Consider the following 23,869-nt stretch of genomic DNA (forward strand, 5'->3'; position numbering starts at 1 on the left):
GCCTTCAGTCCGCTCGAGTCCTATTCCAGACTTCCCAGCAGATCCGGCAAAGCTGCAAAATGGTTTTCGATCCAATGCATTTCTTCAACAAACCGGCCGAGCAATCCGCGCAGCTCGCTTTCCTTGCGAACTTCCGTGCGAAGCCACCAGATGGATTCGATCAAATAAATCATGTGCATGGCCCGAACGAGCATGCCTGGAGGCGAATCCGAATGCTCACGGTATCCATCCATAAACGCGCGAACGATTTCCGTCTTCAACCGGCCGTTCTGCAAAGCCCCTGACAAGATCGCGCGCGCCACATCGATTTCCTGATAAGCCATCGTCATCCGGTCGAAATCGACAATGCCAGCCACGCCCTGCTCATGCAGCAAAATATTATCCACCCACAAATCCCAATGCAGCCACCCGGGCTGTATGGAATCAAAAATGCGGAAATCCATAGCGTTTACAGCTGCCTGCGACCGTCTAAGCCAGTCCTGGGCTACCGTATCCCCAGCCGCTTTCGCTTGCTCCCAGTTGCTCTGCCACTCTTTCCTGTAGGCGTCCTTGTCCGGCAACCACGCAGGCTTGGATAACGGCGGAACGGCCCCCAGCCACCGGTGCATTCGTCCAACCGCGACGCCTAATTCATACATTTGAGCCGTTTGAATGCACCCCGCCTGCGCGGACGACCCGTTCACCCAATCCAGCACCGCATAAAATAAACCCGACGGCGTCTCCTGGATGAACCTGCCCTTATAAGCATATACGCCCGGGCACGGGATGCCGGCTCCGCTCAGCCCTTGCTGCAGCTGCAGCGTCTTCTCGATCTGGCTTCGCCTCTCGGGTCGCGAATTCAATTTGTACCGGTCCGGATGATAGTCCTTTACGAACAACGGTCCTTGATCGGTTATCATCTTCCATTTGACGTTAAGCCAGCCTTTATCGATGGCCGACGCTTCCCGGACGGTCCATCCGAATCTCTCTTTCAGATGAGCAGCGATTTCCGCTGCCCGGCGCTCTTTCTCATCATCCGTCATCGGCGAAATCCCCTTCAACAAGATACAAAGACCCCTTATCGCTAGAGGGGTCTTTGTTGTCCTTTAAATGAATGATTGGATGGCTGCTTGGAGATACGACTTGATCAGCGGATGGACGATTTGCCGAAACGCAGAGCGTTCGGGCTGAAATAATGCTCCGACAAAGAACGGATGCCCCTGAAGCTCCATGATCCGGGTTTCGCCATTTCCATCTACTCCGGCAACGCGCATTCCTGCTTGCTCTAACAGAGGAGCGAATTCCGGATTTAATCCGTAATTGCAAATGCCGTATTGCTCGGCGATCTCCTCTTTGCCGTAACTTTGGGCAACCTTTGACCCCGGCGCGAGCTTGAACTCATGCGTTTTTTCACTCACCGAGCACGTGAGCGGGGCAACCAGCAGGACGGAGGCATCCGGGTTTTCCTCCGCATGGTCCGCTTCGGAAAGCCCCAGCTCGTTTCTGGCAAATTCAATGATCATGTGCTGAAAGCCGCCGCATGTCCCGAGGAGAGGCACCTGATGCTCGCGGGCGAATCGGATGCCGTTAAGCGCGCCCTGCATACTTGCGTAAGGGCTTGCGGGCACAGTCCATAGCGCATGAAACTCCGCCAGCTTCCGCTCGTAATCTTGTTCCAGTGAAGGAGTGGCTATCCACTCGAATTCGACCTGATGACCGAGATCCCCCGCTGCCAATTCAAGAGCCGCAGGTATCGCGATATGCGCTTTGACCTCTCGATTATAATCTCCTATTAGCCCGACACGAATCATTTGTTTCCCGCCTCTCCAGAAAAGGGATGTACCACTATTTATTTTGCCTGAATATATCCTTCCGCTTTCAGTAATTCGGCAATCAGCACCGCGCCGCCAGCCGCGCCGCGCAACGTGTTATGCGACAGCCCGACAAATTTAAAATCATAAATGGAATCCTCGCGCAATCGGCCCGCCGAAACGCCCATACCGCGCTCAATGTCACGGTCAAGCTTCGTCTGCGGCCTGTTCTCTTCCTCAAAGTACGTGATGAACTGCTTCGGTGCGCTTGGCAGGCCAAGCTCTTGCGGCCGTCCTTTGAACGCCAGCCAGCGGTCGAGAATTTCTTCTTTCGAAGGCTTGTTCTCGAACGATACGAATACCGTAGCCAAGTGTCCGTCCGTTACGGGAACACGAATGCACTGCGTCGTAATTAGAGGCGAGCTTGCTTTAATAATTTCACCGGCCGATACGCTGCCCCAGATGCGCAGCGGCTCCTGCTCGCTCTTCTCTTCCTCGCCGCCGATATAAGGGATAACGTTGTCCAACATATCCGGCCAATCGGTAAAGTTTTTCCCCGCGCCGGAAATCGCCTGATAGGTGGAAGCGACAACCTTTGTTGGCTTGAAATCAAGCAGCGCATGGAGTGCCGGCACATAGCTCTGAATGGAGCAGTTCGGTTTGACGGCAATAAATCCGGTCGTTGTCCCGAGCCTTTTTCTCTGCGCCTCGATGACTGCAATATGTCCCGGGTTAATTTCCGGAATGACCATCGGGATGTCCGGCGTCCAGCGGTGAGCCGAATTATTGGAAATAACAGGCGTGCCCGTTCTGGCGTAAGCCTCTTCCAACGCTTGAATTTCAGCTTTCTTCATATCTACCGCACAAAAAATAAAATCGACCTCGGCCGCAAATTCCTCTACCTTCGAAGCATCCTGCACGACGATTTGCTTCACGTCTTCTGGAATCGGACCGTCCAGCTTCCATCTGCCCTGTACGGACTCCTCATACGATTTGCCTGCTGACTTGGCGCTGGCCGCAATAGCCGTTACTTTAAACCAAGGATGCTGATCCAGCAGCTGAACAAAACGCTGGCCGACCATACCCGTTCCTCCGACAATACCCGCTTTCAATTTTCCCGTCATAACCTGTTCCTTCCTTTCATCCTGTTATTATTAAAATGTTCGAATCGGATTAGGCATACAATATTCCGCTACTAATTAACTATTCAAACCGCTTCATTTGGTGTTACGAATGTGGTATAAGCAAGCGGTTTAAGCTTCCTTAGCGAACAATAAAAAAAATCCCACCCCCAAGACACTTGTCTCAGGGACGAGATTTGTATGCTCGCGGTACCACCCCAGATTTGCTAATATGTCGCCATATTAACCTCTTCAAGTACGGCATGGCCAAACCATGCTTATACTCTAGCTCTGTAACAGGAGCTCCTGGCACACCATCCTCGCTAAGATGATTCCGACGTGCTGCTCAGAGTCTTTTTTCAATAAATATCCCTTTACTCCTTTTCAGCTGACGGAGCTCTCTGTGAAAGATTTTATTTATCTACTCGTCTCTTCATCGCATTTGAATGTTGCGATTATATTACCAAATATCTACCGCGAGGTAAACCTTATTTTTGAAAATTCCAGAATATTTTAATAGTCCGGGGGAAATGCTACTCCTACCAATAAGGAGGTGGGCAATCATGCCAAATCATAAAATAACGATCGAAACCGACGGCGACCAAAAAACCGCGTATGAAGACACCGCTCCTCATGAGCGGGAGGGTTTTATTATCGACGATACGGAGCAAGCGGGTCAAGAAAACAAAACACCCGGCGAACCGAATAACTCCTAAAATTTCGGGCTGCCTACATGCAGCCTTCTTCAGATTGTCTGCGTCATTACGATTGTTTATCGTTAACTCTCCTCCGAGTTTTCATATTCGATAGCGAAGAAGCTCGGCCAGCCGGCCCAATCCGCCCAAGAATACCGTTTGCACCGCTCTCGGCGGACCTGCCAGGTAACCATCCATGCTTTTCCAAGCGATACCAAGCCATAGCGGGTTGGTTGGAATCCCCTTTTTGTTCAGTTTACCCTCGCATTCCAATTTGTGTATGAGCTCAAACATCTTCCAATGCTGTCCCGGCGGACGGACTTCGTGCAAGGCAACTAGACGAGTATCACTGATATTCCAGAACTGATGCGTCTCCTTAGGATGAATGGTGACCTGTCCTCCTTGTTCCACTATGGTTTCTTTGCCGTCGATCACAAAACGCATTCTTCCTTCCTTCACCATGAAGGTTTCTTGAAGAACCGGATGCCAATGCGGGCCGTTCATAGCGCCTTGCTGATTGATCGCGTGCTCCACTAACAGAAATGGCCCTTGACTGTCTGTGCCGCTATCGAGCAGGGTAACGGTTCGGCCGTCCGGATGAAGAAGGGATTGTTTTCTCATGCGTTTCAGTTCCGCCTTTCCATGTCCATTATAATAACGATTTCGTAGCCAAACGTTCTTCTCGATCAGGCAGCGGGCTCACCACTAACATACCAAATCCATTCATTGATTCAATTGTAGCATGCCGGATCGTTGCTCTCCTATTTGCAAATTCTCCACTTTCAAGTAAGGCACATCCTTCATCGAACCTGACTGCTGCTGCCTCCGATCAGGACCATTCCAAGGATAACCAGACCGCCGCCCGCCCACTGCTGCCAACCGGCAGCTTCCCCCAGAACCGCCACGGACAGCAATAACGCCGTAAACGGCATCATGCCTGAGAAAGCGGCGGCCGTCGAGGCATGGCATCTTTTTATGCCTGCATACCAGAAAATGAACGCCAATGCCGTAACAAACGGCCCATACCAGATCAATGCCAGCCATTCCCTCCATCCAATGACGGAGAGTGCGGACACCGGATCCTCATATAGCGAAGGAATCAGGCAAAGAACCAGCGCCGCTGCGGATACAAGCGCGGTCTGTACAAACGGATGAACCGGTTCGCTTCGCGAGAACATGGTTTGAACGGCGGCCGTTCGCGAGAATAAATTGAATAAAGATTCGCTTACCGCAGCGCAAAGCACAAGTACATTGCCCGCAATATGATCCGCCGAGAATTTGCCGCCCGCTGCGAATATCCCTTGAATGAGAAATATACCTCCGACGGTACTGAGAATACCTGCAAATTTTGCCCGATTGACCGATTCCTTCAACAAAACCATTGCGAGAACAACGGTGACGGCCGGCGTTGCTCCGGTTAAGATCCCTGCTTCTACAGCACTGGTATGCAGCAGACCGTAAAGCAAAAACATCCGGAACAAAAAGATTCCGAATAGAGCCTGCAGCAGCAATAGCAGCCAATCCTTCACATTCAGACGGATGACCGATTTCACAAGCTCCCTCCCGACCAATGGCAGCAGGAACAACAGCGCAAAAAACAAACTGACGGCCGTTATGGTAAAGGTTCCAAGCTTATCGTTCACAAACCGTGCGGCAATCACAGACGTGCCCGCAAGCGAAAATGCGCAAAACAGGTAAAGCCTTCCCTTCAAACGCTCCAAAAAAACACATCCCCGTCTATTTCTGTTATCTTCTAAATAGAAAATGATGTTATAATCGTAGTCAATGAACTGGTAGGGGTAAAGAACCAGTCCAGCACGAATTCATACAGACCAGTTGGAGGCCATATGTGGGGAATTGAATTACGGCGGCAAAGCGAGGTTTCCTTGAAACGTCAGATCTATCAGGTGTTAAGGGACCGGATTTTGAACGGGAGGCTGAAAGCGGGAGAAACCCTGCCTTCCACCCGGGAGCTTGCGGCGGAGTTGAAGGTATCGAGGAATACGGTAAATGAAGCTTATGAAATGTTAATTGTCGAGGGCTTTGTCCTGAGCCGCCAGGGTGCTCCGACACGAATTGCCGAAGGCCTGAGCTTGGAGACAAACGCTGAGCTCCCCTTACCGGGAAGGGAAGCGCCTGCACCGGCGTTTCTGGCTGATTTTCGGACGGGACAACCTGATTTACAGCACTTTCCGCGATATCTATGGCAGCAGATCCTGCTAAAGACTTTCAATGAGATGCCTCTAACCGAATTAGGCTATAGCGGCCCTCAAGGCTTGCCAAGACTGCAGGAAGAAATTGCCGCTTGGCTTTACCGAAGCAAGGGTCTTGCGGTGGATGCCCAAGATATCTTCATAACGGCAGGCGCCACCCAAGCGCTTCATTTGGTTGCCGGCTTGTTGTATGAAGAAGGAAAGAAAATCCTGATTGAGGATCCGTGCAATATCGGTATTTTGCAGACGTTTCTCCATAAAGGTTATCCCATTGCTCCTATTCCCGTGGATGCGCAGGGGCTGCGGACGGAATACCTGAACGGCAAAGAAACCTGCGCGGTCTATGTCACGCCATCCCATCAATTTCCGCTGGGGGGTATCCTGCCGGCCGGCCGCCGCGCCGCCTTGATCCGATTTGCGAGAGAGAACGGGATCTACATTATGGAGGACGATTACGACAGCGAATTCCGGTATTACGGCGAGCCGGTGGCGCCGCTGTATGCCATGGATCCTCAACAGGTCATATATATAGGCACATTTAGCAAGGTATTGTTCCCGGCGCTTCGTGTCGGCTATGTGATTCTTCCCGGCCGGCTTCATCAACGTTGGCGTTCTTTACGCACCCATACCGATGTTCAGAACCCGCCTTTTGAGCAAGCCGCATTAGCCGAATTTCTGCATACCAGAAAGTTTGACCGGCATATCGGGAAGATGAGAAAGGTATATGGAGAGCGCCGGCAGGTACTGTTAGCAGCGCTGAAGGAGTATTTCGGCGATACATGGCGCTTATGGGGAGACGCCGCCGGGCTGCATCTGGCCGTTGCGTTTCCGGGCATGCGTTTCGACGAAACGTTTATGAGAAATAGCAGGCAAAGCGGGATTCGCGTTACTCCCGTGGATCATCACAGTATCCGAAAAGGCGAGCATCTAAACAAACTGCTGCTTGGCTACGGCCATTTGGAACCTGATGAAATTCGTAAAGGAATTTCGTTGTTGCATCGTTTTATGAAAAGTCAGCCCCGAGACCCCGAGACCTAAGGAGCAAAACACGGGCTGGCGATCGTCCCGTAAGAACGCTATTTCCGGTACACTCAACTCGTTTTCAAACTTAGGCGATACTTTGGATTATAATCAGGACTGTACGATTATGAATCGCAGATATAATCTACCAGTATTTTAGCAGTGATTAACAATAGAATCATTGGTATAATTCCAAAATTGGAATCAACCAAGGAGGAATTGTAAATCACGTGAACCGTACGCTGGGCAAAATCGCAGTGATGATCACCGCAGCTATCTTCGCAGCAGGCCTGTTCACGCAGGGAACGTCTGCCGATAAGAAGCTGCCATTTGATGATATTAGCAATAGCTATGCGCGCAATGAAATCATAGATTTATATAAAAAGAAGATTATTACCGGCACTTCGGCTGCAAGCTTCTCACCAGCCGATTCGATGACGAGGGCTGAATTTATTACGGCTATGGACCGCCTGCTGAAGCTCGAGCCCGCGGCAAGCCCGGTATCTCCTTACACAGACGTCGCGAAGAGCGCCTGGTATTACGGCTGGATACAAGCGGCAGTTCAGCTTGAGCTGGCGAGCGGCACTTCGGCAACGACCTTTGCCCCGGCTAAGCCGGTTACCCGGCAGGAAGCGGCTGTCTTATTGGCAAGAGCGCTAAAGCAAACGGGAAGCGCGACCGTGGGCGCCATGACCTACAAGGATAAGCGGCAGATTGCCGATTGGGCAATCCCTTCCGTCGCCGCAGTGCATGAGCTGGGCATTATGAAAGGCGATCAAGCCGGCATATTCCGGCCGACCGATCCGATTACGAGGCAGGAAGCGGCAAGCCTGCTTGCACGCGTGCTGCAGCAGAACGGTTGGGAGGCAGAGCTGGAGGCAAAGCCGAACGAACGAATTGTAATGGGATGGCAGTACGGCCAGACGACGGCACAATATGAGAGTACGATTGTGAAGTCGAATGTGAACACGTTATCCCCTCGTTGGTACTTCGTGGGAAATACGGGCGCAGTATCGGATTCGACGGATGCCGCGCTCGTTGCATGGGCGAAGAACAACAACAAGAAAATATGGGTTATGGTCGGCAACCGCTCCAATCAAGAAGCAACCCATCAGCTGTTGTCCAGCTCGTCGGCCAGATCGAAGGCGGTTACTCAACTGGCCGCGCGGGTCAGTCAATATGGGCTGGACGGACTCAATATCGATTTTGAAAATATCGCTCCCGCCGATCGTACGAACTTCACGAAGTTCATCGCGCAATTGGCGGTCAAGCTTCATGCCATGGACAAGGTGCTGTCGATCGACGTTTCTCCTGATCTTGGAACCGACTGGACGGAAGCGTTCGATTACGCGGAGCTTGGCAAGCAAGCCGATTATATGGTGTTGATGGGCTATGACGAGCATTATGGCGGCAGCTTGTACCCGGGGCCGAATGCTTCGCTTCCCTATGATCGGAAAGCCGTCAAGGCGATTCTGGAGGTCGTGTCTGGCAAGAAGGTGATATTGGCGCTGCCCTTGTATAATCGCGACTGGTCGTTGAATGCGAACGGGACCGTTTCTTCCTCTGCTTTCGTAACGTTAACGGAACAAAATCAGATCCTCGGCAGCTATTCGCTTAAGCCTGTTTGGAATCCGTCTTTAGGCCAGTATGTGGCCAGCTATTCGAACCAATCCATCAAGCATACGATTTGGATTGAGGACGGCCGCTCGTTGATCGCGAAATATAACTTGGCGGTTCAGCAAGGCTTAGCCGGGGTGGCCTATTGGCACATAGGCGGGGAGAGTTCGGATATATGGGCGAGCATGAGGAACGCGGCGAAATATTACGATTATTCGTTTGGAAATGAATAAGTAAAACTAAAACGCATGCGCCACTGGAATCAAATTGGACTTAATTGAAGGTTCCATATCAACGTCTTGAATATAAAGATTTCTTCCGGTAAATAATAGTTTTCGGGTCATAAATGAAAAGAACGCCCCCTTCGCTCCTTCGAGCAACCGGGGACGTTCTTGTTGTGCGAGCATTTCAATCAGCCGGCTTGACGCTTGCCGTGGATGACCTTACGATCAGCTCCGTCCGCATCGCGATGCGGCGTTTGGCGGCGGAAGGAGCATCTTGCTCTAGCTGCCCCAGCAGGAGATCGACGGCGGCTGCGCCGAGCTGCTCCATCGGCTGGGAGATCGAGGTGAGCGGCGGATCGGTTACGGAAGCCAGAATCGTATTATCGAAGCTCACGACAGACAGTTCGGCAGGAATACGGATCCCCGCCTCCTTGGCCGCTTGAAGAGCGCCGACGGCAAGCAGATCGTTGCAGCAGAAGATCGCGGTTGGATGCTCTTTGCCCTCCAGCATGCGTGCTGCTTCCCGCTTCCCGTCCTCCATCCGGTGCTTGCATGGCCGCACATGGTTCTCTTGCAGCATGACGCCGTCTTCTTCAAGACGCTCCTTGAAGCCCTTCAGCCGATCCCGGCTGCTGCTGACCGCCATGCTCTCGGACAGTACCGCCACGCGGCGATGCCCCAGCTGCAGCAGATGCTCGGCCGCCATACGCCCCCCTTGCCAATCGTCCGCCACCACCGTATGAACGGGAACGTCCGGCAGCTCGCGGCCGATAGCCACAACCGGCATGGATGCGCCCAGCTCTCGCAGCGTATCGGCGTTGCCCATCCCCGTTCCGATCATAATGCCGTCGATCCTTTTTTGCTTGAGGACCGATATATACTGCTCGATCCTCTCGTCCCTGTTGTCCGTGCTGCAAATAATAACGCTGTAACCGAGCTGATGCCCCCGATCTTCAACCGCCCGCGCCACTTCCCCATAGAAAGGGTTCGCGATGTCCGGGATGAGCAAGCCTAACGTGTAGGTATGCTTGCCGGTCAACGCCGAGGCGATCACGCTGGGCTGGTATTGAAGCCGCTCCATAATGGCGAAAATCTCGCGCCTTCTTTCCTGACTTATCTTCCCCTTCGCGTTAATCACCTTGGATACGGTCGCTATCGATACGCCCGCTTCACGGGCTACGTCATAAATTGTCGCTTTCATGTGTTTTCCTCGCTCACTCAAGTCCTGCTCTCTATTATGCTTGGAAAAAGGCTCCATTGGCAATGACATTCGCGGATAGGGGCGGGACTGCGGCTTACTTCTTCAACATCCACTCATGGTCGGGATCGTTGCAGAACCGCCATGTCCGAACCGGTCCCGCCATGACGTTCAAGTAGTACACCTCGTAGCCGGCAGGGGCCGACACCGGATGGTAGCCCTTCGGTACCAGCACCGCCTGGCCGTTCTTCACCGTGAGCGTTTCATCGAGCGAACGGTCATCGGTGTAGACGCGCTGGACGGCGAAGCCCTGTTCAGGCTCTACGCGAAAATAATACGTCTCCTCCAGCAGCGATTCGTCCGGCAGCGCGTCGCGGTCATGCTTATGCGGCGGATAGCTCGACCAGTGGCCCTCCGGCGTGAACACTTCCACGACCAGCAGACTGTCGGCCGGCTCCCGCTCCGGCAAAATATTGTGCACGAGCCGCTCCATGCTGCCGCTTCCGCGCTTCTCGACGCCCACCTGCTCCGGCGCGATAAGTCGGGCTTCATGCCCGCCCTTGCCCGGCGCCGCGCAGACAGCCAGCTCCACATCCGTCAAGGCGGTTAACTCGTAACGGTCTCCGCTTGGCACGTACACCGAATACGGCGGTATTTTCTCGAATACGCTCATCCGCCTGCCAATTTCCGGCCAAGACGCCTTCGACGTCGATACGCTCGCTCTTCCGCTAAGCAGCACGAGGCATACTTCATTCTCTCCCGTCTCTCTGCGGAGGCTTTGACCCGCTTCCAGCTTTACCGCTTCAAAGCCGACATACTGCCATCCTGCCGATTCCGGCGTAATGCGGAGCATGCTGCCGTCCTCCGCTGGGCGCTCACGCAACGGTACGATCAACTTCGATGTCATTGGATTCCCTCCTTTACGAGTAATTGACTCGCAAGAGCATAAGCCTCGGCAAGCTTCACCGGCCTGCCCAGCCGCAAGGAGCATTTGGCCGCCAGCGCCATCAGCTCGGCCTGATAGCCGTCCTGCCCGCTAACCGGCACGTCGCGGCGCTCTAGCAAACAGGAGATAAATTGCAGGGTCTCCTGAATATAAGCATCGTTGTACCTCTCCAGGAAGAAGTGAAGCGGTTTGTCGCGGTAGACGCCTTCCGCCGTATGAATCTCTGCCGTATTCGGGTAGTCGTTCGCCGCTGCGGCGCTGCCGCCCGAGCCGAACACCTCGACGCGCTGGTCGTAGCCGTACACCGCTTTGCGGCTGTTATCGATGACGCCAAGCGCCCCGTTCTCGAACCGGATCGTGACGATCGCCGTATCCACGTCGCCAAACTCCGCGAATACCGGATCCACGAGCACGCTCCCGTACGCGTGCACCTCCTCCGCCTCGCTGCCGGACAGAAACCGGGCCATGTCGAAATCATGGATCGTCATATCCATGAACATGCCGCCCGACGTGCGGATGTAATCTTTGCCCGGAGGGGCCGGGTCGCGTGACGTTATTTTCACAAGATGAGGCTCTCCGATTTGTCCCGACCGCACCAGCTCGCGCATCCGCTGGAAATTATGGTCAAAGCGCCGGTTAAAGCCTACCTGCAGCATAACCCCGGCCGCCTCCGCTGCGCCTAACGCCTCCTTGGTCTGCGCGATATCCATGCTGATCGGCTTCTCGCAGAAGATATGCTTGCCCGCTGCCGCGGCCCGCTTAATTAGCGGGACATGCGTATCGGTAGGCGAGCAAATGAAAACCGCCGTAATGCCTTGATGGTTCATTACATCCTCGCTGTCCTGCGTAACGATGCCGATTCCTCTGGCAGCCGCCCACTGGCGCAAGCTGTCGTCCGCGAAAGGGTCGCAGATCGCGACGACCTCCGCATTCGGCATACGCAGCACGTTGTCCGCGTGAATTTTCCCGATCCGTCCAGCTCCAATAATTCCGATTCTGACTTTATCCATAGCGTCCTGCTCCTTCAACGGTTAATGCAAAGCAGCCGTAAATTGTGACCTGCGCCAAGCAAACTACCAACGCGAGGTGACCATTTTCTTTCTCGTATAAAACTCGACGCCGTCCGTGCCGTTCGCGTGAAGATCGCCGTAAAACGATTTTTTCCAGCCTGAGAACGGGAAGAACGCCATCGGCGCCGGAACGCCGAGATTAATGCCAAGCATTCCTGCATCAATCGTCTCGCGGAATTGACGGACGCTGCTGCCGTCCTGAGTGAACAGGCATGCCCCGTTCGCGAATTCCGACTGATTGGCGAGCTCAATCGCCTCATCCAGCGTTTCCACGCGGACAATCGCCAGCACCGGCGCGAAAATTTCGTCCTCCCATATTTTCATCCCGCGTTCAACCCGGTCGAAAATCGTCGGTCCGACGAAGTAGCCCGCCTCGCCCGTCGCGGCGTCCTTGCGTCCGTCGCGCAGCAGCAGCGCGCCTTCCTTCTCGCCGATATCGATGTATTTCAGCGTTCTTTCCTTGTGCGGCCCGCGAATGACGGGACCGAGGAAGACGCCTTCATCCATGCCGTTACCGATGGCAATGCCGTCTGCCGCTTCCTTCAGCTTGCCGACAAGCGCATCGCCGACCTCGCCGACCGCGACCACGACCGCGCAGGCCATGCACCGCTCGCCGGCCGAGCCGAAGGCTGCGCCCACGATCTGCTGGACGGCTGCGTCCAGATCGGCGTCCGGCATGACGATCGAGTGGTTTTTGGCGCCGGCCAGCGCCTGCACTCTTTTGCCATGCGACGTGCCGGTCTTATAGACGTACTCCGCCACGGGCTGCGAGCCGACGAACGAAATCGCCTTTATATCCGGATGCTCCAGCATGCCGTTGACCACATCATGGGCGCCATGAACGATATTCAGCACGCCCTCCGGAAGGCCCGCTTCGGCGAACAGCTCGGCAAGCCGGTTCGCGAGCAGAGGCGTACGCTCAGACGGCTTCAGCACGAAGACGTTGCCGCACGCGATCGCCAGCGGAAACATCCAGCATGGCACCATCATGGGGAAATTGAACGGCGTAATGCCTCCCACGACACCGACCGGATAACGATACATCGCCGACTCCAGATTCGTCGCAATGTCCGGCAGCACCTTGCCCATCATCAGCGTAGGAGCGCCCGCGGCGAATTCGACGCATTCGATCCCCCGCTGCACTTCCCCATACGCTTCCGCGTAGCTTTTGCCGTTCTCTCTCGTAATGATGGCGGCCAGCTCCTCCCAATGCTCCACGAGCAGCTGCTGGTATTTGAACAAAATCCGGGCCCGTTTCGGCACCGCCGTCCGGCTCCAAGCAGGGAAGGCTTCCTTGGCCGCTTGAACGGCGGCATCCAGCTCGGACTTCGAGGATAGCGGAACATAACCCAAAATCTCCTCCGTCGCGGGATTGAAGACCGGCTCCTTGACCGCTGCGTCCGAGGCTGTCCACCTGCCGCCGATATAATTATGGATCGTTTGCGCGTTGCTCGTATTCTCCATCGTTGATCAATCTCCTCTCGTCAGTTCAGGCTTGCTGCGTTGCTCATTCGTATAAAATCATTGACCTGCCCGGCGGTCGGCATGGCGTCGGAGCAGCTGTGGCTGGATACGACGATTGCCGCCGCCGCGCTGCCGTATTCCATGCTTTTCGCAATCGGCCATTGCTGCATGAGTCCGTACAGGAAGCCGGCCGCATAGGAATCGCCGGCGCCGAACGTCTTGACGACATTCGCTTTGAAGCTTTTGGCGCGGTGGCTGGAGCCGTCCTTCGCATACGCGATCGAACCGTCCTTGCCGTGCTTGATGATGACGATTTGAGCGCGGTAATCGAACCATTTGGACGCGGTCACATTGTCGTCATGGCCCGGACCCGCTTCAAACCGCTCCATCATATCGAACTCTTCGCGCGTGCCGATGATGATGTCGCATTTTTCCGCAGCCAGATTGTAGTAAGCCGCCGTTTCCTCCTCCGAGGTCCAGGTGTAGGGACGATAGTCGAGATCGAACGCAATGACCGCCCCGTGCCTTCTCGCGTATTCGAGCGACTGGAACACGGCCTCCCGGGAAGGGCTCTTCGCCAGCGCCGTGCCGGAAATAAGCAGCAGCTTGGCGCCGGCAACGACATCCTCCCTCACCTCGCCGGCTGTCAGCAGCAGATCGGCAACATTGTCGCGGTACATGAGGATGCTGCAATCCGCAGGGCTTTTAATTTCGGTAAAAGCCAGTCCCGTCACCGCTCCGGTATGATCCGTCACGACATTGCCCGTATCGATCCCGTTCTGCTCCAGGTAACGGACAATGAATCTGCCCATCTGGTCATTCGCCACTTTGCCGATAAACCCGGTCTTCAGGCCCAGCCTCGCCATGCCGATGCATATATTCGCCGGCGAGCCGCCTACGTATTTCGTAAAGGTCACCGTATCCTCCATCGGGCGGTTGATTTCGTTCGCGTTCAAATCGATGCAAAGGCGCCCTACCGCCACAAAATCCAACGTCTTGTCATCTGGAAATCGGATGCTGCTCATACTCTACTCCCCTCTCTGCCCGGTGACGGGCACCAGCGAGTCGATATATTGCAATGCGCGAAGGGCGTATTCATAGGGAGGATGCAGAGCCGGGTCCTGCTCGCCTTCCAGCATCGCCCAGCCATTGTAGCCTCTTTCCTGCAGCTCCGTGATGATCGGAAGAAAATCGAGACAACCGTCCCCCGGAACGGTAAACACGCCTTTGCGGATGCAAGTGATAAAGTCGGCATTCCCGGCGCGGGCTTCGTCCAATACGGACTGACGGACATCCTTCAAATGAACGTAGGCAATCCGGCCGTAATGCTTGCGGAGAACGGCAAGCGGATCGGCGCCGCCGTAATACGCATGACCGGTATCGTACAGCAGATAAACAAGCGAAGGATCCGTCTGCTCCATCAACCGGTCAATTTCCTCCGGGCGCTCCACGACCGTTCCGCCATGGTGATGATACGTCAGCTTCAGCCCATACTCCCGGGCGATACGGCCTGCGGCGTTCAGCCCATCGGCCAGCGACTGCCAGCCCGCTTCGTCCAGGCGCAGCACCTCTTTCTCGTTCGGGGTACGACGCGGATCAAAGTGGAGCGAACCGCCAACCTCCGCCGTGCTGATCACCGTGCTGCCCATGCTGCTTAGAAACGCGGCATGCTCCCGGTACGAAGCCAGCTCCTGCTCGCGGTACGCGGGATCGGAGAACAGCACCGATTTCCACTGCGACACCAATTGAATGCCGCGCGACGCCAGCTCCCGCTTCAGCAGATCCTTATCTGCCGGATACTTTCTGCCCATTTCCGTTCCCTTCAGTCCGAGCCTCTGTATATCGTCAAGAATCGTTTCGTAGGCCGTATCCGCCCCGTGCTCGCGAACGTCCTCCCCAACCCAATTGATCGGATGAGCTCCGATTTGAAAAGTTAACCGCTCCAGCATTTCGCTTCCCCCTCTCGGGTTTGCCGAGCAAACCCGTTTCGTCAATGCGTCCTTTCGGCTACAGAACTCTCGCCTTTCGAATTTGCTCCGCCATCTCCCGGCGGGAGGCGTTCACTTTATCGCTCTCCGACACTTCCGGAACCTCGACCCGCCACCAGGACTCGTAACCGGGAGTGTTCGTGCCCGGCACCACCTTGATTTCGATCAGCGTCGTGACGGTTTCCTCACGCGCCTGAAGCAGCGCTTCGCGAAGCTCCTCCGCCGTGCTTGCCTTATAAGCCATTGCTCCCATACTCTGCGCATGGGCGGCAAAGTCGATCGGCATAAAGCCGCCGTCCAGCCGTCCCGTCCCGGCGTCACGGTAGCGGAATTCGTTGCCGAAGCCGTCGCTGCCGTGTCCGCGCTGCAGGTTATGAATGCACTGGAAGCCGTGGTTGTCGAACAGCAGCACCGTTATTTTCCGTCTCTCCTGAAGGCTCGTCACCAGCTCGGAATGAAGCATCAGATAGCTGCCGTCGCCGACGACCGCATAAACGCCGCGGTCCGGCTCGGCCAGAGCAGCGCCGAATGTTCCGCTAATTTCGTAGCCCATGCAGGAGAAGCCGTATTCCATATGGTAAGTGCGCGGCTCCGAAGACCGCCACAGCCGGTGCAGATCTCCGGGCAGGCTGCCTGCGGCGCAGACGACGACGTCCGACGGTAGCAGCGTCTCGTTAATGACGCCAAGCGCCCGCGTCTGCGCCAGCCCGTCGGCATGCTCCAGCGCGTACAGCCGGTCGACCTCCCGGTCCCATTCCGCCTTCCTCTCCCGGATCTCCGCTTCGCCGTAGCCGGTGCGGTACTGATTAGCTGACAGCTCCTCCTGAAGCGCAGCCAGTCCTTCCCTGGCATCGGCCGTCAGCTGCAATCCGTTCAGCTTGGCTGAATCGAAACCGCTTACGTTAAGATTGACAAATTGCACGTCATCGCCGAAAGCCGATTTTGACGAGGTCGTAAAATCCGAATACCTCGTCCCGATGCCGATAATGACGTCTGCCTCCTGCGCGAGCCGGTTGGCTGCCAGCGAGCCGGTCACTCCGATCGCCCCCATGTTCAGCGGGTGATTCCACGGCAGAGCGCTTTTGCCCGCCTGCGTCTCCGCCACCGGAATGCCGAACGCCTCCGCGAACCCGGCCAGCTGTCTTGCGGCGTCCGCGTAATGAACGCCGCCGCCCGCTATGATGAGCGGCCTCTTCTTCCCGGCGAGCAGCGCCGCAGCGCGCTGCACCGACTCGCGTGACGGAGGGCGCCTGTCGATGACATGCACCCGCTTCTCGAAGAACGACGCCGGATAATCGTATGCTTCCGCCTGTACGTCCTGAGGCAGCGCCAGCGTTACCGCTCCCGTATCCGCCGGATCGGTCAGCACCCGCATGGCTTGAATCGCGGCGCTTATCAGCTGTTCGGGCCGGACAATCCGGTCGAAATAACGGCTGACCGGCCGGAAAGCATCGACAGCCGATACCGTGTAGTCGGCTTGAACCTCCAGCTGCTGCAGCACGGGATCGGGCTGGCGGCAGGCGAAGTTGTCGCCGGGCAGCAGCAGCACCGGTATCCGGTTCACTGTCGCCGTTGCGGCGGCCGTCACCATGTTCAGCGCACCCGGACCGATGGATGACGTGCACGCATAAATTTGCCTGCGCCCTTTCTGCTTCGCGAATGCCGCCGCGGCGTGCACCATCCCCTGCTCGTTTTTCCCCTGGATGAATGCAAGGCTGCCCGCGCTTCGCTCCAGCGCCTCTCCGAGCCCCGTCACGTTGCCGTGGCCGAAAATACCCATGACCCCTTTGACAAACTTCATTTCCACTCCGTCCATCGAGACATACTGCTCGTCCAAAAACCTCAGCAGCGCCTGCGCCATCGTCAAACGTACCGTTTTCATCCGCATCCCCTTCCGGTCTTCTTATTCGCCCGCCCTGGCGGGACATGAGGTTAAGCGCTTAACTTCGTAAAAAAAATCAAATTGGATCGTTTGCTGTGGACTTCATCTCAAGATAGCCAGCAGCTAGTTTCAATAATTGAAGCTAAATCGACTTTCTGTCCATACTGCACCTATTTTGTTTCAACTTTTGAAGCTAATTTTCTTAATACGCTCAACAAACCCCGAATTCCTTCTAGTTCGTGTCAAAATATGAAATTAGACCCACAATGTGCAGCGTCAGCCAACGTCTAATTTCAAATTTTGAAGCTAAGCGCCGCGTGCAGCACTCGCTCTAACAATAGATACACGACAACAGCACTATTACTCAGCACCAGGTCCTCTGCAGCACCGGCACTCGGCACTCGGCACTTCTGCACCAGCACTCGCACCCGGCACCAGTACGCTGCAGCCTCGATACTTGCATATAGCGCTCTGCATCTCTGCTGCAACACTCAGTACCCGGCATTCAGGGAACCGCGCACCTGATCGCAGTCCCCTGTGCCGCTTCTGCTTCACTATACGATCCTATGTTACGGAAATTAGATAATATGCCTGTTTCCATCCATACCCGCCAAGGTTTTTTCGCTTCACAAGCTAAGGCGAGTCTCCTCGGCAGCCGCCCGTTTCAGGCAGCCGATCTCCACTCCCGCCAGCAGCATAATGCCGATGCCGTGGTTGTCGTTCACGACCGTTCGCAAATCGTGCATGTAATACTCCGGAGAGAAGGAATACCGCGAACCGCTGCATACGCCGTGCACATTGCCCTGCCGGTCGATCGCTCCCCCGGTCAGTCCACGCCAGGCATTATACGCCGCGGCGGCATAACCATCCTTGTCCTCCAGCCAGCCGAAACGCACGCCTCTGGCAAATGCATACGCGAACATCGCCGTACAGGATGCCTCCTCGTACGCTTCCGGCTGATCAAGCACCTGGCGCCACAGGCCCGAATCCGCCTGAAGCGCGGAAATGCCCGCGCACAGCTCGCGGAACATGACAAGCAGCGCCTCCCGATCCTGGTGGCCGTCAGGCAGCTTCTCCAGCAGCTCGGACAGCGAGAACAGACACCAGCCGTTGCCGCGTCCCCACGGCACGCGCGTCGCCTTGCCGTATTTAAAGTCGAACACATGGGACATGACGCCCTCCGGCTCCATGAATAAGTAACGCTTATACAGCAGAAACTGTCCCGCAGCCGTGTCCAGCGCTTCTTGCTTACCGGTTGCCGCGGCATAACGTATCAGGAAAGGGGCGCTCATATACAAATCGTCCGCCCACATCGTATCGGCCGCATATTCGCCCGGGCACAGCCGGTAGAAAGCGCCGTCCGGCCGGCGCTCCAGCTTGCGGAGCATGAATTCGGCGATAACGTCAGCAATGCGCAGGAAGCTTTCATCCCCCGTCTGCAAATAAGCCTCAAGCATCGCGGACCCGAAGGAGCCGCAGTTGTCCAGCATCCGGATCAAGACGAGCTGGTGGTTCACCGAAGGGAAACCGTATTCGTCCCTGTCCCATAACGAATAAGCGTACATATCCGTACAGCTGCGGATGTGGCCGAGCGCGTAATCGGACAAATCCTTCCGGTCAAGCTCGCGCGCTGTACGCAGCAGCCCGTACATCGTTACGCCGAGCGGATAATCCCAGCGCCCGTAATTCGTGGCGCTTCCCGTTGTCCATTTGTTGCTCAGCATCGCGTTCTCATAATAAGGGCGTACCCAAGTCTGAGGAGCATCGACCCTCCAATAGGTGTGACCGGCGGCGCGGCCTTCGGAATCGACGACGGGATAAAGCGATGCCGTCGTGCACACCGCGGACGGCTCCAGCTCGGCGGCCGGATCCATCGGCCCGGCGTACAGCCATGCACCTGCATGCCCATGTACGGCGGCCGGCAGTTCCAGCTGCAGCGGCCTTCCGCCGGAATACGCGCTGCAGGCAAAGCCCCAGCCGTCCGCACCGCTTACGCAGCGCACGAGCAGCTGGCGAAGCCCGGGGGCTGCAGACACCTGCACCCGGTAAGTACCGGCAGACTCCAGCTCTACGATCTTCCTGCCGTCGAGCCATATGGCGGCCGGTCCGAAAACACGGCCTTCCAGCACGAGAGGCTCGTCCGAGACCGGCACCTGCAGACCGCACCAGCCGTAGGCGGCGGCCGGCCCGCCGGGACGCCCGAACAGCCGCTCGCAGTTCGGAAGCGCCGCTTCCTCCTCCGTCCACTTCATGCGCGGATGCCAGGCCAAGCCGGTCTCTTCTTCCGCCTGCTTGAAATCGGGAAACTCTGCTTCACTCCCGAACAGCCGGCTTTTCACAGCCTCCGTATACACCCAGCCCGCGCTCCCCGCTCTTCCGGCAAAAGGAGCCAGCACTTGCATAATGCGCACCTTCGCTTCATCCGCCCCAAATCGGCAGCCAAAGCCCGCCTCCGTCTTGCGCGCCTCCACGAGAACGGCGTTCCAGCCCTTGCGCAGCAAGAGCGGAATCACGGCTCGCGCATCCGGCTTCATCTCGTCTACCGCATTCGACCTATACAGCATCTCTTCGTTGACGAACAGCCGCACCGGACTAAGCGGCTCGATGACACCGTCGATCGAGCGCTCGTCGTCGCTCCACACAAGCCCGTATGCGTAAGCATAGTCGCCGTTAACCGCTCCCGGCAGCTTGACGGATAAATCGATATCGTAAAGTCCGCCGCCCGTCTGCAGCACACCCGATTTGGCGAAAGCGCGCAGCGCGAAGGGGACGGGCGGATTCGCGCCGGCGTAACGGCCGGCGAGCACCTCCAATATACGGCGCTCGTCTTCGCCGAACCAGTACCGCGAGCTTTCGCGCGGCTCCATGTAATCGTTCATGCCCTCAATCCTCCCGCCTGCCGTCATGCCGATAATCCTGACGCGACAGCCTGATGTCGAACGTCTTGTCGTACGGCGTCGTCAGATTTACGATCAGCGTCTGGCAGTCCGCCGGATAGCTGGTATTGTTAAGCGACTTGGCCCGGTGCTCGTGAACGCCTCCGTCCAGCTCGATCCAATCGCCTCCGGCGCCAAAGCGGACGGTCCCTTCTTTCCAGAACAGGGTTCCGGCAGCTGCCGGCTCAAGTCCTTCCCCGGTTAACGCGCCTTCCTTACTGAACACGAATGAAATTTGCGTCAATAACATTTCCGGCTGCCCGCAGCGGACGCGAATCCGCCAGCCGGTCACGTTCTCCGTCAGCTCGATCTCGACCTGATGCTGCTGCTCGTGCGTCACTTCACGCAAATGATGAGGCAGCAAATACCAAGGACTGACCGGCCCGCCGGCCGTTTCCGGCAAATCCCGCTCCGCGACGGGGCCGTAGTACCCTTTCTTCTCCGTCGCCGTTAACCGGTACCCGTTCTCCTGCTCCTCCAGCCGCTTCAGCTTGACGAAGCCGGGCTCGAAGGAGGTTGCCAGCTGCACGGCAAGCAGCCGGGCGGCGCCGTGCCGCAGCGCAAAAAACGAATTCGTTTCCGTAATGACGGTCGCGCTCGTCGCCCCGCTCCTATGCCGCGCGACGGGAGCTCCGTAGTCCGGATGGAGCCGGCTATGGTAGATTCGTCCGCCGTGTCCGGCGGCCTCCATCCCGCTCAAGTAACGCTCGCGAGGAAACCCTCCGTTCACGACGACTTTGTAATTGTCCGGCAGCGTTGCCGGCTCGACCGGGCAAGAGCGAAGCTCCGGATAAAGCAATAATCCGAGCAGCGCGTTATTGGGCAGCCCCCCCGGATGCTTCAGCGCTTCGCCCGCAAGCTCAGCTATGGCGGCAAACAGCGGCTCTCTGTCGCGGCTTGCCATCAGCTTGGCCGACAGGAAATAGTTCCCCATATCGAATGTGCTGCCGAAGTCCTGACGGCCGGAGTAATCCGTCACGACCTCGCCGTCCGGATGGATCATATATGCCATCATCCGCAAGTTCCGGCGCACCGGCTCGAGCAGCTCAGGCTTATCGAACAATTCGGCCGCATAGATAAGGACGATATCGCTGACGGCGTTATAGATGCCGTTGCTCCGCTCCGTCCACTCACCGTCTTCCGTGCAATCGATGCCTTCCGCGAGCCACTGCTCCGCTCTCTCCTTCAGCTCCGGCTGCCCCGTCAGCTTATAGAGAAACCCAAGCGCCGCGGTAATAACCCAGCGGTGATTCGGGGTATGGCATCCGCCTGTAAGCAAAGCGGGGATCGTTCGCAGAAGGAACGTCCGGATATCCTCCGCCGCTTGACGGGCCGGCTCCCAGCCGTGGCCGTCAAGCAGCTCATAGACCTGCGCCAGTCCGCTCACGACGAATGCCGTATCCGGCGGCGAGTGCATATTCGTCCATGGCGGCGAAATCGTTCCGTCGCCGTGCTGGAACCGCAGCATGTATTTCGCGCTCTGCTCCAGGCGGAGCAGCAGCTCGCGGTCATGATAGAAGCGGGAATCCTCATTGACGAGAGCGGATGCCCACAGAGCCATCACCATAGGCGTTCCGCCATGGCTCGGCCAAGCGATGCCGTTCACGGGATCGGTAACCCCTCCGTGAAACCGGCTTTCGCTATCCATCACCTGATGCTCCATTCCGTCTTGTACCCAATGGTCGTTTATTGAGACCAGCTTATCGTATATGTCCATTGTTCTCCCACTCTCTTCCCAGCCGTCTTATTCAGCCGTCAGGCTATGCTTGATGTTCAAGCTTCGGGATTCCCTACCCCTTCACGGCGCCGAGCATGACGCCGCTTACGAAGTAACGCTGCAGCCACGGATACACGATCAGAATCGGAACGGTGGCGAATATGACGCTGGCCGCCTTCAGGCTTTCCGGAACGACGGTCGCCATCTGCGCCCCTTCCATCTGCAGAAGATCCGTGATCATGTTGTTCTGAATGAGCTGATACAGCTTCAATTGCAGCGGATACAGCTCCGGACTGTTGATGTACATCAGCGTGTCCGTAAATCCGTTCCAGCGGCCCACCGCATAGAACAGGCTGAGCGTCGTAATGACCGGGAGCGACAAGGGCAGCATAATGCCGAGCAAGGTCCGAAAATGGCTGCTGCCGTCGATTTCCGCGGACTCTTCCAGGCTTTCCGGAATGTTATTGAAGAACGTAATCAGAATGATCAAATAAAACGGGTTGATCAAGCCGGGCAGCACGAGCGCCCAGATCGAATCGAGCAGATTCAGGTTGCGGATCAGAATATATTCCGGAATGATGCCGCCGCTGAAAAACATCGTAATGACGACGACGATCATGAAGCCCTTGCGGCCTCTCAGATTTTTTTTGGACAACGGATACCCAAGCGCAATCGTCATAAGCATGCATAACAGCGTGAACAAGCCGGTCAGCAGCACCGTAAATCCAAGCGACCGTATCATCGAGGCGTCGGAAAACACCTTCGTATAGGCTTCAACATTAAAATCGACAGGAAGCAGGCTTACTTTCCCGGACAGGATCGGCCCTGCCGAGCTCAGCGAAATGGCTGCTATATGAAGAAATGGAGCCAGACAAACCAACGTGCTAACGAGTAAAACGATAAAATTGGCGGTATCGAACACGCGATTGGCGGTTTGCTCTCTCATAGCGTCCGCTCCTTTCAAATGATCAAAATCAGAATAGCTGTGGAGTAACAATCACTCTTACATAATGCCTTCATCCGTAAGCTTCTTGGAGGTATAGTTGGCGCCAAGCACAAAGACAAGTCCTACGACCGCCTGAAACAGGCCGACGACCGTTGCCAGCGTATATTGGCCGGATTGCAGGCCGATCCGGTAGACGAACGTACTGAGCACGTCGGCGTATTCGCGTACGGCCAAATTGCCGATGACATAAGGCCGCTCGAAGCCGATAGAAATCATATGACCCAAATTAATGATAAGCAGCACGACGATCGTCGACCTCAGGCCGGGGAGCGTAATATGCCAAATGCGCTTCAGCCTGCCCGCTCCGTCGATGCCGGCCGCCTCGAACAGCTCCTTGTTGATGCCGGTCAGCGCTGCCAGGTAAATAATCGTTCCCCACCCGGCGCTTTGCCACACGCCAACGAGCAAATAAGTAATAAGCCAGTCGTTCTTGTCCGTCAGAAACGGGATGGCTTCAAAACCCAGGGACGTAATCACATTGTTAATCATGCCGGATTGCGTGCCGAACACCTGATAGACGATTCCGCCTATGATGACCCAGGAAATAAAATGCGGAATATAGAGAATGGTCTGCGAAAGCTTCTTGAACCAGAGCGTTTTCATCTCGTAGAGCATAATGGCCAATATAAGCGGCGCCGGAAACGAGATAAGCAAATCGAGAAAATTGAGCATCAGCGTATTGCGCAGCGTGATATAAAAATCGCGCATGCCGAATACTTCCCTGAACGCTTCGAAGCCGATCCATTCGCTGCCCATAATGCCCTGAAAGAAATTAAAATCCTTAAACGCGATTTGGATCCCGTACATCGGCCCGTATTTGAAAATGATGAAATAAGCCATCGGCAGCGCAAGCAGCGCGTACAGCTGCCAATATCTGCGGAAATAGGCGTTCCAACTCACAGCGGTCTCCTCCTTATGCAATCCGTTGAGGCGCAGAGACGAAGCATGGCTTCGCCTCTTTGCCGTCACCCGGACTAATCAG

Annotated in this window: 19 protein-coding genes and 1 other annotated feature; of the genes, 3 read left to right on the forward strand and 16 right to left on the reverse strand. The window is 56.0% G+C overall.

Annotated features, from left to right (window positions below; all coding sequences use genetic code 11):
* Positions 1-20 precede the first annotated feature (20 nt).
* From H581_RS0132090 to asd, 3 genes are read right to left on the reverse strand one after another with little or no spacing between them, the layout of a single operon-like run.
* On the reverse strand, positions 21-1,043 hold the full coding sequence (locus H581_RS0132090; protein ID WP_156889747.1) for a phosphotransferase enzyme family protein: 1,023 nt from the start codon (positions 1,041-1,043) through the stop codon (positions 21-23).
* A gap of 42 nt (positions 1,044-1,085) precedes the next feature.
* On the reverse strand, positions 1,086-1,790 hold the full coding sequence (locus tag H581_RS0132095; RefSeq protein WP_029192825.1) for a CTP synthase C-terminal region-related (seleno)protein: 705 nt from the start codon (positions 1,788-1,790) through the stop codon (positions 1,086-1,088).
* 38 nt (positions 1,791-1,828) lie between these two features.
* Complete coding sequence (asd, locus tag H581_RS0132100; RefSeq protein WP_029192826.1) at positions 1,829-2,914, reverse strand: aspartate-semialdehyde dehydrogenase; 1,086 nt, start codon at positions 2,912-2,914, stop codon at positions 1,829-1,831.
* A 180-nt stretch (positions 2,915-3,094) separates the two neighbouring features.
* Positions 3,095-3,357, reverse strand: a binding site (T-box leader).
* Between the two features lie 117 nt (positions 3,358-3,474).
* Here asd and H581_RS38550 point away from each other — a divergent pair.
* Positions 3,475-3,627, forward strand: a complete 153-nt coding sequence (locus H581_RS38550; RefSeq protein ID WP_169507566.1) for a hypothetical protein — start codon at positions 3,475-3,477, stop codon at positions 3,625-3,627.
* Between the two features lie 81 nt (positions 3,628-3,708).
* On the opposite strand, the gene H581_RS0132110 is transcribed toward H581_RS38550, so the two are convergent.
* Positions 3,709-4,227 (reverse strand): cupin domain-containing protein, encoded by a 519-nt coding sequence (locus tag H581_RS0132110; RefSeq protein ID WP_029192827.1) that lies wholly within the window; start codon positions 4,225-4,227, stop codon positions 3,709-3,711.
* Between the two features lie 179 nt (positions 4,228-4,406).
* A complete protein-coding gene (locus H581_RS0132115; protein WP_029192828.1) occupies positions 4,407-5,327 on the reverse strand; it encodes a DMT family transporter in 921 nt (306 codons plus the stop codon).
* A 126-nt stretch (positions 5,328-5,453) separates the two neighbouring features.
* Between H581_RS0132115 and pdxR the strand changes: the two genes are divergently transcribed.
* On the forward strand, positions 5,454-6,857 hold the full coding sequence (gene pdxR / locus H581_RS0132120; RefSeq protein ID WP_029192829.1) for a MocR-like pyridoxine biosynthesis transcription factor PdxR: 1,404 nt from the start codon (positions 5,454-5,456) through the stop codon (positions 6,855-6,857).
* 212 nt (positions 6,858-7,069) lie between these two features.
* Entirely contained in the window at positions 7,070-8,689 is a 1,620-nt protein-coding gene (locus H581_RS0132125; protein ID WP_051251522.1) for an S-layer homology domain-containing protein, read from the forward strand.
* A 175-nt stretch (positions 8,690-8,864) separates the two neighbouring features.
* On the opposite strand, the gene H581_RS0132130 is transcribed toward H581_RS0132125, so the two are convergent.
* The 11 genes from H581_RS0132130 to H581_RS0132180 all read right to left on the reverse strand — a co-directional run bounded on the left by H581_RS0132130 (position 8,865) and on the right by H581_RS0132180 (position 23,787).
* On the reverse strand, positions 8,865-9,881 hold the full coding sequence (locus tag H581_RS0132130) for a LacI family DNA-binding transcriptional regulator (protein WP_029192831.1): 1,017 nt from the start codon (positions 9,879-9,881) through the stop codon (positions 8,865-8,867).
* Positions 9,882-9,975: 94 nt separating this feature from the next.
* The gene (iolB, locus tag H581_RS0132135; RefSeq protein WP_029192832.1) at positions 9,976-10,785 is read right to left on the reverse strand and encodes a 5-deoxy-glucuronate isomerase; all 810 of its coding nucleotides are present in this window, start codon (positions 10,783-10,785) and stop codon (positions 9,976-9,978) included.
* Positions 10,782-11,834: an inositol 2-dehydrogenase gene (gene iolG / locus H581_RS0132140; RefSeq protein WP_029192833.1), complete on the reverse strand. Its 1,053-nt coding sequence runs from the start codon at positions 11,832-11,834 to the stop codon at positions 10,782-10,784. Before iolG ends, iolB begins: the two co-directional genes overlap by 4 nt.
* A gap of 63 nt (positions 11,835-11,897) precedes the next feature.
* Positions 11,898-13,358: a CoA-acylating methylmalonate-semialdehyde dehydrogenase gene (locus tag H581_RS0132145; protein WP_029192834.1), complete on the reverse strand. Its 1,461-nt coding sequence runs from the start codon at positions 13,356-13,358 to the stop codon at positions 11,898-11,900.
* Between the two features lie 20 nt (positions 13,359-13,378).
* Positions 13,379-14,383: a 5-dehydro-2-deoxygluconokinase gene (gene iolC, locus H581_RS0132150; protein ID WP_029192835.1), complete on the reverse strand. Its 1,005-nt coding sequence runs from the start codon at positions 14,381-14,383 to the stop codon at positions 13,379-13,381.
* Positions 14,384-14,386: 3 nt separating this feature from the next.
* Complete coding sequence (gene iolE / locus H581_RS0132155; RefSeq protein ID WP_211231519.1) at positions 14,387-15,307, reverse strand: myo-inosose-2 dehydratase; 921 nt, start codon at positions 15,305-15,307, stop codon at positions 14,387-14,389.
* Between the two features lie 58 nt (positions 15,308-15,365).
* Positions 15,366-17,228 (reverse strand): 3D-(3,5/4)-trihydroxycyclohexane-1,2-dione acylhydrolase (decyclizing), encoded by a 1,863-nt coding sequence (gene iolD, locus H581_RS0132160; protein WP_029192837.1) that lies wholly within the window; start codon positions 17,226-17,228, stop codon positions 15,366-15,368.
* Positions 17,229-17,854: 626 nt separating this feature from the next.
* Positions 17,855-20,107, reverse strand: coding sequence for a glycoside hydrolase family 88/105 protein (locus tag H581_RS36115; RefSeq protein ID WP_036720745.1), 2,253 nt, complete (start codon positions 20,105-20,107; stop codon positions 17,855-17,857).
* Between the two features lie 4 nt (positions 20,108-20,111).
* Positions 20,112-21,881: a hypothetical protein gene (locus H581_RS0132170; protein ID WP_036720746.1), complete on the reverse strand. Its 1,770-nt coding sequence runs from the start codon at positions 21,879-21,881 to the stop codon at positions 20,112-20,114.
* A gap of 73 nt (positions 21,882-21,954) precedes the next feature.
* Positions 21,955-22,827 carry a carbohydrate ABC transporter permease gene (locus H581_RS0132175; RefSeq protein ID WP_029192839.1) on the reverse strand — a complete coding sequence of 291 codons (873 nt, stop codon included), beginning with the start codon at positions 22,825-22,827 and terminating at the stop codon, positions 21,955-21,957.
* Between the two features lie 57 nt (positions 22,828-22,884).
* The gene (locus H581_RS0132180; RefSeq protein WP_029192840.1) at positions 22,885-23,787 is read right to left on the reverse strand and encodes an ABC transporter permease; all 903 of its coding nucleotides are present in this window, start codon (positions 23,785-23,787) and stop codon (positions 22,885-22,887) included.
* Positions 23,788-23,869: the final 82 nt, after the last annotated feature.

This window comes from Paenibacillus harenae DSM 16969 (assembly GCF_000422465.1).
Classification (GTDB): Bacteria; Bacillota; Bacilli; order Paenibacillales; family Paenibacillaceae; genus Pristimantibacillus; species Pristimantibacillus harenae.